Source organism: Paenibacillus tianjinensis (assembly GCF_017086365.1).
Lineage (GTDB): Bacteria > Bacillota > Bacilli > Paenibacillales > Paenibacillaceae > Paenibacillus_AQ > Paenibacillus_AQ tianjinensis.
Genome location: NZ_CP070969.1, coordinates 2,263,022 through 2,276,643, shown reverse-complemented (window position 1 = coordinate 2,276,643; position 13,622 = coordinate 2,263,022). Strand labels below are relative to the sequence as shown.

Sequence of the window (13,622 nt, the reverse complement as noted above, 5' to 3'; positions counted from 1 at the left end):
ACGAATCTATCGATGCTGCTCCCGGTAGGCGCTTGGTGTAAAGCCGGTCATTTTTTTGAACAGCTTGCTGAAGTGGCTGGGATCGGTATAGCCTACCGCATAACACACCTCATAGAATTTGTTCTGGGGGTCAACCAGCAGCTGCTTGGCCTTCTCGATCCTAACCTTCGTTAAGTATTCGAACAGCGTTTCTCCTGTCTCCTGCTTGAACAGCAGCCTGACATAAGTGGGACTGAGATATACCCCGGCTGCGATATCAGCTACGGTCAAATTCTCGGCATATCGCGCCTCGATCAGGCGGCGGACCCGCGCAATTGTCTCACTCGCTTTACCGCTCCGCTTGACCTGCACGAATTCGCAGACCTGCTGTAAATATGATTCTGTGAACATCAGCAGATCCTGCATCGTCTCCTGCCGGGACACCGCTTTCCAGGCCGCCAGCTCCCGCTGCTCCCACTCTGCCGTCATCCCGTTCAGCTCCAGAAGCACCTGGCCGGATTGAAGAATCAGATGCAGACTGACGTTCTGTGCATAACGCGGACCCTGCCCGCGGTTTTTCTCCAGCAGGCCGAACATTTCAGCTAGATCTGCATGCAGGCGGCTGTTATCCCCCGATTTGATCGAGGTCAGAATCCGTTCTCCCCATTCCGGCTCAAACCGGTAGCGGAGGTTCTCTGCGGATTCGATGTTATCCATTGTGAGAATCCGGTTTTTACCCAGGTACCATTTCTGGTCAGCGGCTCCCCGGGCCTGCCTATAGGATGCCGGCAGCTCGGAAAGGCTGCTTACCCCCTCTCCGACTCCGATGGTCACACTCAGCTTCAGCCACTTGCGAAGGTTATTCCGGACCAATTCCGCCAGCTGCAGCAGATCATCTTCCGAGAACCTGTGGCCGGGCAGGAGAATACCGACATACTCCCCCGGCTCTTTTTCAAAAGTAACTCCGCGCATTTGCTCGTCTATAAGCTCCTGAATTATATTCAGCACGGTATACGATAAGAGCTGTTTATCCTGCTCGGTGCGGACATCCATCACCTGCGGCACATCATCAATCACTATAACCATAATGATGTAGCTGTCCGTATTAAGGCTCTGCAGTCCCAGAAAAACCAGCTTGTCATGAACCCGTTCCGGATGGATGTTGTCACTGACCACAGACAGCAGAAATTTCTCACGAAGCAGCGGCATGCTCTGCGTCAGCTTAACCTGCATATCCTTCACCAGCTGCCGCTCCCTCTGCTCCGCGTCCAGCGCTGCTGTCACTTTGCCCATCACCACCGATAATTCTTTACGGCTCACCGGCTTAAAAATATAATCCGCCGCATGCATCTGCAGCGCTGATCGCAGATATTCGGCATCATTATGCCCGCTGATGAACACAATTTTGGTGTCAGGCAGCAGTGCACGGACCTCCGCCGCCATTGCTATTCCATCCATTGCCGGCATCTGCACATCGGTCAGCACAATGTCCGGCCGCAGTTCGCGGATGAGCGCAAGTCCTGTATCCCCGTCGTCAGCAGTACCAATCAGCTCGATTCCCTGCCCGGCCCAATCGACATAGGTGCGCAGCCCGTTGATCACCGACGGCTCATCATCCACAATAACCAGCGTTTTCATAGGCATATTCCTTTCGATTCGAAAAATTAACCAAATTAAATATTATTATGTAAAAATTTTCTACACAGAACGAAATTATCCTGCTTTTTATTGAAATTATGGAAATTGGGATGATGAGCTGCGAAGGCTGACATTGCATATAATCTGCAGAAACAAGCAAGAATGCGCCAAAAACGAAGAGCAGCGATTCTCCGGTAATAGGAAAATCGCTGCTCTGCTCACGTAAAGTGTCTTGTTATGTTTTGCTATTGTACCGTCAAATCATATTTGTAACAGGCGGCTGCCTCCACCTGCTTAAAGCCTTCACCGCTGTACAATGCTTGTGCCCGTTCATTCTCCGCATTCACACACAGGATGCTGCGGGTATAGCCCTTGTTTCTTGAGAGATGCAGCGCTGCTCTAAGCAGCACTCGACCAAGTCCTTTGCCCTGGTATTCAGGCAGGAGCGCCACCGGTCCAATATTCATAATCGGCGTATCATTGTACTCATCATCGGCCCCGCGCACAATCCCGACAGCCTTGCCGCCGTGATACAGCAGCAGCATTCCGCCCTCGATATAATCCGCTCCGGCAATCATGGAACTCACCATATCCGGAGTCGCCGGCGTCTCACTCCCCTTAAGCTTGGCGAAGCCGGCATTTCTGACCTCACACCAGACGGCTTCATCGGCTCCAGGCCGAAAAGGCTTTAGCTCATACTCCTGCGGGATACTGATTTCAGGCAGTACTTCCTCGTCCCGGACAAGCAGGTAGGAATATCTTTCGACCGTAAAACCCGCCGCTGTCAGCTTATCCATATCTCCCGTATTTACCGTCGGAACAAAAATATTAAGCTTATCCAGCCCTTCAGTATGCTGAAGGACCGCATGCAGCAGCTCCCGGTATAGTGCCGGATCATCTGTTTCCGCATGCAGAATACGGAACCGGGCTTTCCGGCCTCTGCGGCTGTAATCATTCAGTATCAGCGAGGCCGCTCCAGCGACTGATCCTTGCGGATTCAGCGCAATGTAAGTAGGATTCTCGGCATTAGGCTCATATTCCGCAAGGTCTTCCTCATACAAAAAAGAATCATCCAGCTCATTCCGGTGTTTCCGGCAGAAGTTCAGGAACTCTTCTTTTCGAACCTCATCCAATTTTTCTATAATCAACAGACTTCCCCCTATCCGAATCTAACACACTTGAATCCTTTCCCCTAGGCCTCTAAGCTATTCGCTCCATCATTTTACCAGAGTATGGAACCTCCCGGCTAACCCTCCAAGCCGTTAAACTTTCTAAGCAGTTCAATAAATTCATGCAGCTGCTTGTCTTCCCAGCCGGCAATCCGCTCATAAAACAAAGATCCCTTCTCTTTAAGCGCTTCAACCGTCATTTGCTGCCCATACTCAGTCAATGACAAAAGAATAGCCCGGCCATCCTCAGGAGAGGCCTCTCTGCGCACATAACCCAAAGACTCCAGTTGTTTGATCAACCGGCTGACCGAGCTGCGGTCCATGGCCGTAGAATCCGCCAGCACAGCAGCACTGGCCGGCCCGTAAGCGTACAGCCACCGGATTAGATGAAATGCAGCAGGCTGTAATGAAGCATCGAAGCGGGCTGCGGCTCTGACATTTATGGCATGCGAGGCACTGAGCAGTGCATTCAACTGCTCTCCTAATGCCTCTTCAAGCTGCTCCCTTGGAGCATTTTCTGAGGTGTTTCTCTGCAATTTCCTCACCTTTCTTTTTATAGGAACAACATTGATGTATAGTTTAATTGATATATATCAATCATATCAATATAGCTGACATATATCAATCATATTCATTTACTTCTAAAACGAATTGTATCACACCAAGGAGATCGAACTACGGGGATAGGATATTAATTTCAAACATACAAAAAGGCACGTATAACACCGAAAGGGTGATTATACATGCCTTTATTAAATCCATGATGCGGTCGAGAGGACTCGAACCTCCACGATATTGCTACCACACGGACCTGAACCGTGCGCGTCTGCCAATTCCGCCACGACCGCATATTATGTTGACTCGCTCTCGCGGCCACAAGATAGATCTTAACATGTGGAGAAATTAGAGTCAACCTTTTTTTTATTTTTCAATTGTTTTATTAATTTTTGGATATTTATTGCTTTTAATTATAAATTAGAGGTATAATAAGAACAAAGGTTCGCATACTATAAATGAGGTGATTTATAATGGCGACTACCAACAGATCTACACTAAACACACCAACTATTCCTGAAGATATAACTAAAGACGAACTATCCCTTGTCAGAAGCTACTTGCTGCTAACGTTTATTCATAAAGTATTTGAACGTGATTGCCGGGTCATCGGCAAGAGCGGGTTGTTCAAGACTCCTCAGCTCTATATGGAGCTGGTGTCCGGTGCAACTAAGAAGACCTCTCTAATGCTCCAGGAAGTAACGCGTGAGCTGACCTCCCGTAATTTGAAGATCACTACTGTCCGCCAGGATCAGCGCGGCGTTGAAGCTCAATATACCTGCCGGGGCTACACTGGTGAGATCAATATCCAATGGCCCGGCTTCCGCAGTGAGATGATGCAGCGCATGCGCGCTTACCTGGGACTGAATCTTGAGCTCGCCGTTCTGCCTAAACCGGAAAGCGTAGAACAGATGGCAATGTCCATCTAACTTTGATGGCTATCTTCACAACACAACAGATGCAGCCCCCGTCCTATTGGATGGGGGCTGCATCTGTTGTTCGAGAGTAATCCTATAATTCTTCAAAAGCCTGTCTCGGTTCCGAGAAGGGCTGGAATATGTAGTTGCGGTCGAGCTTCACTACACGTTTATTGGGACGGCGCACCATCACCTGAGAATCATCCCAAGCCAGAATGATGCCTTTGACATCATTGCTCTCCAGAGCATCACGAATGACACGTATTTTCTCGCCGGAAATGCGGTAGGCATCCAGCTGTTCATCGCTAATCATAAGCTTGTAAACCCCCTTCGGTTATAGCATGTATCATTCTGAAATAGATAACACCCTTGTATCCAAAAAAAGACCCAAATGATAGCTCATTTGGGTCTTGCCTGCTTAACCAAATTCCTATATCAGCGCTTCATTCTTCTCAAACCAGAAATCAAGAACTTTAGCGGACATCACACGTTGTTCCAGATACTCAACCTGATTTTCTGTGAAATTCTCTTTCCAGTTGAAATCCAGTTCTTGACACAGACTAGTGATAGTCAAAAGTTCCGACCATGCGACATAACGTTTGTACCAGAAAAATTGAGGATGTTCAATCATATAGGGATACAGGTCGTCGAACTCTGTGTGTTTACAATCCAGCGCACGCTCGAAATGATCCTTGGCCTCGGTTAGTTTATCAATAAAAAATTGCTCTGTCACCGGTTCTTTCCCCATTGTGACGCCTCCTCTCCTATGTCTAATGCTTATTATAAAGGAAAAGTTATAGGGTGAAAAGAAGATGTTTTAAAAATAGGCCTTGGTTCTGTTAATTGTCATGGGTTATTCGCCAAAGACAACCTTACCGTCTTCAAGCGAGGTGATGCGGACAAGAGACTCAAGCCGGATGCCCTGCTCTCTAATTGTACGTGCTCCTGCCTGGAAGCATTTCTCAACGACAACACCCAGCCCGACCAGTTCAGCCCCGGAACGCTGAATAATCTTGATAAGTCCGCGTGCAGCATCACCGTTAGCGATAATATCATCGATAAAGAGAACTTTATCATCTGGCGAGATATATTGGCGGGATAGCATAATATCGGTCACGATTCCTTTGGTGAACGACGGAACCCGCTCGCATAGCGCGTCGGGATCGGCCAGCAGCGTTTTTTTGCGGCGGGCGAACACCAGCGGCACCTTCATTTCCAATGCGGTGGCAAACGCCACGGCAATACCCGAGGACTCCACGGTAACCACACGTGTAACACCGGCATCCGCAAATCTCCCGGCAAACTCCCGTCCCATTTCCATCGTAAGGATAGGATCAACCTGGTGGTTAAGCAGAGCATCCAGCTTCAGCACCTGATCCGAAAGGACAACCCCTTCCTGCAAAATCCGCTGTTTCAAAACTTCCATGACTGTGTACCTCCATTACCTTTATAATTCCAGACGTTCCACTTTCCTGATTGCTCATTTCATTAGGCGGAAGTCATGTCCTTCTGCTCATCATCATAACCTGTACTATACGGACTGCACAAGGCAATCCTGCGGGCGCTGCCCATTTTATAATTAGAGGACTAAAGGAGGGGAGCTATGAAATCGCATGTCCGCACGCTGCAAATTGCTTTCACCTACATCGGCACCATCGTAGGCGCCGGCTTTGCTACCGGGCAGGAGATTCTCCGTTTTTTCACCCGGTACGGCCACTTTGCACTCCTGACCATCCTGTTATCGACTGCGCTGTTCATTTGGCTGGGTACCAAGATGATGATTATTGCCCGGCGGATTGAAGCGGATTCGTATGAGGATTTCAACCGGCATCTGTTTGGTGAAAAAGCAGGCGCCAGCATCAGTCTCTTTACGATGGTTATCCTGATCGGGGTGAACAGTATCATGTTAGCAGGGGCTGGAGCCATTTTTCAGGAGCATCTAGGGCTCCCCTATCAAGCCGGACTGCTGATTACTATTCTTGGATCTTATTTTTTGCTGAAACGCGGGATTAACGGAATTTTACAAATCAACAGTCTGGTTGTACCTTTAATGCTTACTCTGTCGCTAATCATTATTTTTAATACCTTCGGGCTGCCCGGTGCGGAGCGTTTTCTATTCCTGCAGACGGACAGCAGCATCTTTGGCGCTTGGATGTCACCGCTGCTCTATACTGCCTTTAACCTCGGAATGGCCCAAGCCGTACTTGTTCCGCTGGCCCGGCATACGGATGATGAACAAGCCCTGGTGCGCGGCGGCGTTCTTGGCGGGCTGGGAATTGGGTTTATGCTGCTGGCTGCACATTTTGCTATGAGCTCGCAGATGCCGGGCATCCTGCAGTTTGAGGTTCCCATGGGCAGCATCGCCTTCCGTCTCGGCCCTATTGTGCAGCTGATCTATCTCCTGCTGATCTTTCTGGAAATCTTCAGCACCTTTGTTGCCGATATTTATGGAGTCAGTGTGCAGCTGAAACAGCGTCTTCCTATTGCACCAACCCTGGTAACGCCGCTGCTCATGCTGATCTGCTATTTGTTCAGCCAATTCGGCTTCAGCTCGCTGCTTGGAGTATTTTACCCGATCTTCGGTGCCCTGGCCCTGGTCTGGGTCATCATGCTGTTGCGGGCCCCAACGTCGCTGCCGCCGCGTACAGGCGAACCCCCCAGCCCCGAAAGTAAAGGAATCACTATTGTCGCTGTAAAGCCAGCGATCCGGATCAGAAAATAACTTAACCTCCCCCTACACCCGGGAAGGGCCCAGCTCCGATGTGAATCAGAGGGATTTATCCCTCTGATTTTCTCGGTCTGCACGCTTGTGGCAGAATCAGAGGGATTTATACCTTTGATTTACTCAATCTTCCTGCTGGCGGCAGAATCAGGGGGATTTATCCCGTTAATTTACTCCATTTGGCTGCTGGCGGCAGAATCGGGGATCCACATACTCTCGACGCTTGTCCTTCAAGTCCCCCGATATTCCGTACACGCATTCATCAGCCACGGCTCCAGTTACAGTTACAGTTACAGTTACAGTTACAGTTACAGTACCAGCTCCAGCTCCAACTCCAACTCCAACTCCCAGCTTCAGCTCCAGCTCCAACTCCCAGCTTCAGCTCCAGTTCCCAGCTCCAGCTCTGATAGAAAGACTTCTTCCAATTTTCCAGAATAACTTTGTCCAGAAGACAAAAACACTCTTACAATCCTTATAGCTATAGTATTCACAGCAGATTAAAATGAAAATTTCTGGAACAGCAAAAAAGCAAGAGGCAACGGCCTTGGAACAGAACACTGTCTCACGGATACTCACGGATAGGGTAACGGTTCCTGGGAGAACCCTCTGCCTATGCTTGCTCCTTTATACTGTGATTACCGCAGCAGCGGGAAGAATCCGTGCAGCTGCTTCGGCTACATGGCGGTGGCAGGTCATCATTACGATTTGCCGGGTGGCCGACAGCTCACCGATTAGAGCCAATGCTGCAAACAGACGTTGTTCATCAAAATTGACGAACAGATCATCGAAGAGGAGAGGCAGGCTATTCTGACGGGTCATTGTCCCGGCTAGGGCCAACCGGATGGCGAGGTAGAGCTGTTCCGCAGTACCCCGGCTAAGCAGCCCGCTGTCTATAAGCCCTAAGGAAGCATGCTCCGCTTTTAGCTCCTTATGCCCGAGTGTCATTACAATCCGCCGGTATTCCCCTTGCGTCAGCTTCGCGAAGTAGGCAGAGGCGAGCTGCAGCACTTGCGGCTGCTTCTCCTGCTCATAAATCCGTCTAGTCCGGCCGATCAATTCTGCAGCCAAAGCGTTTACCGCATATTGCCCGGCCAGACTCCGCAACGCGGTCCGCTGTTCCTCCAGCTGCTGATTGACGGTATCCTGCATACAGCGGTCCTTCAAATATTCCCGTTCCTGCATCAGCTTACCCCGCTGCTGCAGGAGCATATTCCGTTCTTCTTCAATGTTAGCCGCCGTATCTTCCGCGGCGGACCGTTCCTGTTCCAGCGCAAAGGCATCATGATGCTCCAGAAGCTGCTGCAGCTGTTCAGCCCCGCCGCCCTCCCAGCCGCCGAACATCGCCAGTTCCCATTGACGGATAGATTTTGTCAGTTCGACCCGGAGCTGTACCGCCGACGAACGCCGCAGAAAATCTTCACCGTCCACGGCTCCTCCTTCACGCAGCAGACTGCTGCTGCGCTGCTTCAAATCCTCCAGGATCCGGCTGTTCTCCGCAAGTTCTACCTGCACCTCTGCCAACCGGGTATGGATACCCTCCCGGCGCAGCAGTACACGCTTCAACGAATCCCAATCCCGCTTCCGGTTCTCAAGCCAGCTAAGCAGCGTGAATACAGAGACTACAGGATTACTTTCAGCTTCAAGCGAGTTAAAATTGGAATTCCCCTGGCCAGTATCCGCAGTGATCGAAGCTATAGTTGTACTGTTAGAGAATTCCAGCACATGAACAGTAGGAATCTCAGCTAATGGAAGTGCAGGAGTAGCGGTTACCTCCGGGGTTGCCGGACGATTCCGAATAGCTGATGCCGGTTCATTAACTGCTGCATGTGACGGAATGTCCGGACGGATAGATGCTGGAACAATACCAGCTGCGCTCGCTGATCTGCCTGGAGTAGTTGAACGGCTGGCAGCTGTCATTCCGGCCTGCTGCATCAGCAACATGGCTTCCTGCTCATAAGCGCCGCATTCCGCCTCCAGCTCTTTGAGCCGCTGAGTCAGCTTGCTATGCTGGCGGAGCAGATCGTTGCCCTGCTCAACCAGTGCAAAAATATCAGGCAGGCCTTCCGGCGACAAGCCCTCCGGCAGGCTGCGCTGTCGGAGCCACTCAGCATATCGTTCGTCCAGCTCCGTGAACTCAGCCTCGGCACGGTTCAGCTCTTCGGCCAGTGCGCGCTCTTGCCCGGCGAGCGCCTCTGCTTCAGTCCGGCAGGACTCATGTTCGCCGGACAGCCGGTCCATCCGTTGCCGCCAAGCGTTCCATGCTTCCATCAGGCGGCGCAGCTCTTTCATCCCGGCCTCCAGCCCGCTGGCATCAGGGCTGGCGCCACCCGCCGGCCTGCGTCCCGGCCGGCTCAGTCCGCCCTCCGGCTCCGCGCCGGAGAGCAAAAGCCCCCGCAGCCGCAGCATCTCAGCTGCGGCTGCCCCGCTGTCCCCGCCAGTTCCCGGCGGGGACGAAGCCCGGCCGGCTGCGCGCAGGCCGGCCCACAGGGCCAGGTCCGCGGCGGCCAGCAGGCCGAGCGCGGACCAGACGCTGACCGGCGCCGCGCCGGTCAGCTGCAGCGCCGCCGGCAGCAGCAGCGTGAGCGCTGCGCCTGCGGCAAGCAGCCGCCGGTAGCGTGCCGCCCGGCGGTCTCCTGCGCCGGGGCTGCGGCCGGCGCCGGCACCTGCGCCGAGCTGCGCTTCGCGCCAGCGCTCGGCGGCCTGCTGCAGCTCGTCCCACAGCTGCAGCACTTCGCGCGGGCTGCGCGGAGCGAGGCCCGCGAAGCTGGCTGCGCCGCTTGTGTGCTCGCGCGCAAGCGAGCGTTCCGCCGCCTGCAGCGCGGCAGCAGCGGCGGCCATCCGGGAGCGGAGGCTTTGCCGCTCCGCCTCCCGGGCCTCCATCCGCCGGTCGTAGCCGGAGAAGGCCGCAGCGAAGCGCCGAGCTGCTTCACGGTCCGCTGCTGAGCCGGAGAAGCCGGTAAGCTCCGCCGGTCCCCAGCCAGCACCGATGCTGCGCAGGATGCGTTCCAGGTGTGCCTGCTGTGAGGCAAGCTCGGCTTCCAGCCGCTGGCGCTCGGCTCGCCGGTCCTCATAGCTGGACTGGCGGCGATCCAACTGCTCTAGCACCGGACCCTGCGCAGCAAGCAGCTCGTCCGGCGGATGCGCTGCAAGCTCGGCCGAAAGCTCGTCTTGCAGGCGTTTAAGCCGGTATACTGCACTTTCTGCATTCCGGATCTCCCCCTCCAGCGTCTGCCACCGAGCCATCCCGTTATCCGGGAAAGACTCGATCACCGGCAGATCGGCAAGCTCGAGGCGGGCCTCACGCCATTTCAGCCACAGCTCACGGATATCTGCTGCTTTGCGCAGCAACGCCAGCCTGTTGCCGGCTCCCGTGCGGGATGCCTCCAGCTGCATCAATTTCTGTTCCGTCAATTCAAGTGCGGCCAAATTCTCGTTATATCTCGGCAGAAAAGAGCGGCTTTCTGCCATCTCGCGCTCCAGCTTCTCGATTTGCTGCAGAATCTTTGCTGCCTCCTGTACCTTGCCCCGCGGCTTATACAGCTTCTCTGCATCCTGGATAAGCTTACGCTCAGCCCGCATAATTTCCCCGCCCCCGCCCATACCGGCATGGAACAAATAGCTGCTCATCTCCTCGGACTGCAGCGCACCGAGCTCCTGCAGCTCGTCAAGCGACACGGCGAACAGCTGGCGGAACATACTTCGTGAGATCCCACCCAGAAGCCGCCGCTCCAGCTCTTCCTGTGTCGCTTCTTCCGTTCTGCCATCGGGATAGCTGACGGTAATGCTCAATTTTTCGCTCCGCCCCTGCAGTTCTCCGCCAGCAGCATAGCGGCGGATCATCCAGCGCGCCCCTTCCCGGTCGTATGCGGTCAGTACACCCCCATGCTGCCCGCCTTGTGCAGGCTCATATCTCTCCGCCGGATTGGCCCTGCTGGGAATTCCGAACAGCATGGCCCGGATAAACTGCAGCGTCGTGCTTTTGCCGGCTTCATTGCGCCCATATAGGACAGTAACGCCCTCCTGCAGCCCGAGCTCCCGCTGCTGCAGGCGGCCAAAGCCGCCGATCTGCAACTGCTCAATCCTCATTCTTCAGCCTCCCGCTCTTGCCTGGCAGCAGCCGCTCCATTGGAGAACATGGCTCCTGCTGTCCCATCCTCGTCCTCCACACCGCTAAGCAGGGTAATACCGAGCTCCGCAGCACTGGTCAGCCACCCCAGTTTCTCTTCTTCCCCGGCGCCTGCGAGCAGCCTGCGCAGCTCCCGGTTCTCCATCAGCGGCTTGAGCGCAGCAGAGAGCAGATCATCCAGCCCTTCCGCAGATTGTCCGCTAAGTCTGGAGAGCCGCAACATTTCACCGAGGAAGCTGTCCTCCTGAAGCAATCGTTCCCGGTCAACCGCCAGGCCGGTTTCCACCGCGAAACCTTCGGTCCAGACGAGTCCGGCATACTCCCTGCGTTCGGCTCGGACAGTTTCCCGCCGCTGCAGCTCGGTAAGCAGATCGGCTGCAGCTCCTTTTTCCGAAAGCATCCGGTGCACCTTTCCCCTGCCGGTGAGCCGGAAGCGCACGACAGACATCAGCTGCGGAAGCTCTTCCCGGATATCTTCCACCGCCTGTTCCACAGCCTGTGTCCATTCCGCTTCGTCCGCCAGGCCTTCAATCGGAATCTCCCGCACCTGCCAGCGGACAGAATCGAGTTCACGGAACCGGAGCTGCGCATACCCCTCTTCATTCACTTCAACAACATAGCAGCCTTTAGGGCCGGTCTCCTTGACGCTGCGCCCTTGGATATTGCCCGGATAGACGATTACAGGATTCTCGTGCAGAATGCTGCGTTTATGGATATGGCCCAGCGCCCAATAATCGAATCCGCGTCCGATCAGATCCTTGCGGCTGCACGGTGAATAGGTTTCATGCTGCAGATCACCATCCACATTTCCGTGGAGTAAAGCGATATGAAACAAGGTACTCCCCGGCTTGCGGTTGAACAGCAGTGCCGTATTCTCCGTCACCTTAGCGGTGGGATAAGAAATACCGCTGATTACAGCAACCTCTCTGCCATCGCTGCGGCGGCAGGCAACTGCTTGTCCCGGCTCACCGGCACCGAACACAGTCACATGCTCCGGCAGCTCCATTTGCAGGCGGGGTCCATCGAGCGGATCATGATTGCCATGAATGAAATAGACATGGATGCCGTGGGCACCCAGATCCCTCAGCGCCTCATAAAAACGCAGCTGGCCCTGCAGTGATGCGTCGGAAACATCATATACATCGCCGCTGATCACAACGAAATCAACTTTCTCCTCAATAGCTACGCCAACAAGCCGCCCGAGGGCGGCGAAGGTGGAATCCCGTAAATAGGAGCGTATGGCTTGCGGAAGCTGCGAAAGTCCGGTAAACCGGCTGTCCAGATGCAGATCCGCAGCATGCAGAAAACGGAAAGGAATCATCTGCTCACCCTTTCGTTCCCGGCTGATACTGTAAATAGGTTTTCTTGAGCTCATTGGCGACACGGGTCAGAGAATAGAGGCTCTTCGCTTTATCCCATGCAGATCTAGACAGCTCATAGCGGTAGCCCGGATCCGTAATCACCTTTTCCAGCGCATCCGCAAGCGCCATCTGGTCATCCGGATTCACCAGCAGGCCGTTCACCCCGTCCTCAATCTGTTCAGGAATCCCGCCTACATTCGTGCCTACCAGAGCAAGACAGCTAAGCGCAGCTTCCGCAAACACCGAACCGAACGCTTCCGCGCGCGATGGCAAAACAAAGATATCAAAGAACGGCATAAACTCTTCCGGATGCAGCGTATACCCGTAAAAAATAGTTTCATTATAAATTCCGAGCTCCTGTGCGAGCAGCTCCAGCTCAGCCCGTGAAGGTCCGTCCCCGATAATATGCAGCACATATTCGTGGCCGCGGTTTTTCAGCTCTGCACAGGCTCTAAATAAGGTATCAATCCCTTTCGCCGGCACCAGGCGGGTGACTGTCACAAGTTGCGGAATGCTGTTGTCATGCGGCACCGGTTTAAATCTTTTTTCATCAAAACCGTTGGGAATAATGCTGATCTGATCAGGATGATCAATATAAGGCGCTAAATAGTCGGCGAACGAGCGTGATACCGTCATCAGACGGTCACTGGCATGCTCCAGCTCGCGGTAAATGGACACCAGAAACTGATGCTCCACCCCGCCCTCTTCAATCACACCATTCAAAATCAGCTCACGTTCATAGCTGGAATGCAGCGTTTGAATGAGTGGAATGTCCGGATAGATTTTTTTCATCGCCAGGCCGGCAATCGGATGATGGGCATGGATCAGATCATATTGCTTGTTCATCCGCAGCTTCGTCCACCAGATATAATCGCGGTAGGTCTGAATATATTTTTGCACAACCGGACTTTCGCCGTATAAAGTCCAGTCAAATGTATCAAAGACAATCTCTTCGCGTCCCTTGCCCCGAATTCGCTTGGGCAGCCAGAATAAATCCATATCCCAGCGGCTGGAACGGAACCGCTCCTGCAGATAAGGGATCATAGAAGATACGCCACCGGGCTGCTCCGGCGGGAAGAATAGCGCTTGCAGCAAATTCATAAGGTACATCCCCTTTTCGATTGCCCTGATTACGGTGAGACCCGGCAATTATGA

The 13,622-nt window shown here is 53.5% G+C and carries 12 protein-coding genes and 1 tRNA gene; 2 read left to right on the top strand and 11 right to left on the bottom strand.

Annotation, left to right across the window (positions count from 1 at the left end; genetic code table 11):
• Positions 1–6 precede the first annotated feature (6 nt).
• The 4 genes from JRJ22_RS09905 to JRJ22_RS09890 form a co-directional block, all read right to left on the bottom strand.
• Positions 7–1,617: a response regulator transcription factor gene (locus JRJ22_RS09905; protein ID WP_206104293.1), complete on the bottom strand. Its 1,611-nt coding sequence runs from the start codon at positions 1,615–1,617 to the stop codon at positions 7–9.
• Positions 1,618–1,862: 245 nt separating this feature from the next.
• A complete protein-coding gene (locus JRJ22_RS09900; protein ID WP_206104292.1) occupies positions 1,863–2,765 on the bottom strand; it encodes a GNAT family N-acetyltransferase in 903 nt (300 codons plus the stop codon).
• A gap of 98 nt (positions 2,766–2,863) precedes the next feature.
• On the bottom strand, positions 2,864–3,322 hold the full coding sequence (locus JRJ22_RS09895; RefSeq protein ID WP_206104291.1) for a MarR family winged helix-turn-helix transcriptional regulator: 459 nt from the start codon (positions 3,320–3,322) through the stop codon (positions 2,864–2,866).
• 228 nt (positions 3,323–3,550) lie between these two features.
• Positions 3,551–3,634 (bottom strand) — tRNA-Leu (locus JRJ22_RS09890).
• Positions 3,635–3,814: 180 nt separating this feature from the next.
• Here JRJ22_RS09890 and JRJ22_RS09885 point away from each other — a divergent pair.
• Positions 3,815–4,270, top strand: a complete 456-nt coding sequence (locus JRJ22_RS09885; RefSeq protein WP_206104290.1) for a YhjD family protein — start codon at positions 3,815–3,817, stop codon at positions 4,268–4,270.
• Between the two features lie 82 nt (positions 4,271–4,352).
• Here JRJ22_RS09885 and JRJ22_RS09880 read toward each other — a convergent pair whose 3' ends face one another.
• The 3 genes from JRJ22_RS09880 to JRJ22_RS09870 form a co-directional block, all read right to left on the bottom strand.
• A complete protein-coding gene (locus JRJ22_RS09880; RefSeq protein WP_206104289.1) occupies positions 4,353–4,571 on the bottom strand; it encodes a hypothetical protein in 219 nt (72 codons plus the stop codon).
• Between the two features lie 117 nt (positions 4,572–4,688).
• Positions 4,689–5,006 carry a hypothetical protein gene (locus JRJ22_RS09875; protein WP_054940049.1) on the bottom strand — a complete coding sequence of 106 codons (318 nt, stop codon included), beginning with the start codon at positions 5,004–5,006 and terminating at the stop codon, positions 4,689–4,691.
• Positions 5,007–5,111: 105 nt separating this feature from the next.
• Positions 5,112–5,684 carry a xanthine phosphoribosyltransferase gene (locus tag JRJ22_RS09870; RefSeq protein ID WP_206104288.1) on the bottom strand — a complete coding sequence of 191 codons (573 nt, stop codon included), beginning with the start codon at positions 5,682–5,684 and terminating at the stop codon, positions 5,112–5,114.
• A gap of 177 nt (positions 5,685–5,861) precedes the next feature.
• Here JRJ22_RS09870 and JRJ22_RS09865 point away from each other — a divergent pair, with 177 nt between their 5' ends.
• On the top strand, positions 5,862–6,980 hold the full coding sequence (locus JRJ22_RS09865) for a YkvI family membrane protein (protein ID WP_206104287.1): 1,119 nt from the start codon (positions 5,862–5,864) through the stop codon (positions 6,978–6,980).
• A 165-nt stretch (positions 6,981–7,145) separates the two neighbouring features.
• Here JRJ22_RS09865 and JRJ22_RS09860 read toward each other — a convergent pair whose 3' ends face one another.
• The 4 genes from JRJ22_RS09860 to JRJ22_RS09845 all read right to left on the bottom strand — a co-directional run bounded on the left by JRJ22_RS09860 (position 7,146) and on the right by JRJ22_RS09845 (position 13,568).
• Positions 7,146–7,349, bottom strand: coding sequence for a hypothetical protein (locus JRJ22_RS09860; protein ID WP_206104286.1), 204 nt, complete (start codon positions 7,347–7,349; stop codon positions 7,146–7,148).
• Positions 7,350–7,604: 255 nt separating this feature from the next.
• Positions 7,605–11,066 carry an AAA family ATPase gene (locus tag JRJ22_RS09855; protein WP_206104285.1) on the bottom strand — a complete coding sequence of 1,154 codons (3,462 nt, stop codon included), beginning with the start codon at positions 11,064–11,066 and terminating at the stop codon, positions 7,605–7,607.
• A complete protein-coding gene (locus JRJ22_RS09850) occupies positions 11,063–12,481 on the bottom strand; it encodes a metallophosphoesterase family protein (protein WP_332461376.1) in 1,419 nt (472 codons plus the stop codon). The genes JRJ22_RS09855 and JRJ22_RS09850 overlap by 4 nt, the downstream gene beginning before the upstream one ends.
• Positions 12,432–13,568: a glycosyltransferase family 4 protein gene (locus JRJ22_RS09845; protein ID WP_206104284.1), complete on the bottom strand. Its 1,137-nt coding sequence runs from the start codon at positions 13,566–13,568 to the stop codon at positions 12,432–12,434. The genes JRJ22_RS09850 and JRJ22_RS09845 overlap by 50 nt, the downstream gene beginning before the upstream one ends.
• Positions 13,569–13,622 lie beyond the last annotated feature (54 nt).

Bases quoted from the DNA above. Each gene is read 5' to 3' on its own strand.
- JRJ22_RS09870 (WP_206104288.1), bottom strand. From the start codon at position 5,684: ATGGAAGTTTTGAAACAGCGGATTTTGCAGGAAGGGGTTGTCCTTTCG.
- JRJ22_RS09850 (WP_332461376.1), bottom strand. From the start codon at position 12,481: ATGAGCTCAAGAAAACCTATTTACAGTATCAGCCGGGAACGAAAGGGT.
- JRJ22_RS09865 (WP_206104287.1), top strand. From the start codon at position 5,862: ATGAAATCGCATGTCCGCACGCTGCAAATTGCTTTCACCTACATCGGC.
- JRJ22_RS09880 (WP_206104289.1), bottom strand. From the start codon at position 4,571: ATGATTAGCGATGAACAGCTGGATGCCTACCGCATTTCCGGCGAGAAA.
- JRJ22_RS09845 (WP_206104284.1), bottom strand. From the start codon at position 13,568: ATGAATTTGCTGCAAGCGCTATTCTTCCCGCCGGAGCAGCCCGGTGGC.
- JRJ22_RS09905 (WP_206104293.1), bottom strand. From the start codon at position 1,617: ATGAAAACGCTGGTTATTGTGGATGATGAGCCGTCGGTGATCAACGGG.
- JRJ22_RS09885 (WP_206104290.1), top strand. From the start codon at position 3,815: ATGGCGACTACCAACAGATCTACACTAAACACACCAACTATTCCTGAA.
- JRJ22_RS09855 (WP_206104285.1), bottom strand. From the start codon at position 11,066: ATGAGGATTGAGCAGTTGCAGATCGGCGGCTTTGGCCGCCTGCAGCAG.
- JRJ22_RS09875 (WP_054940049.1), bottom strand. From the start codon at position 5,006: ATGGGGAAAGAACCGGTGACAGAGCAATTTTTTATTGATAAACTAACC.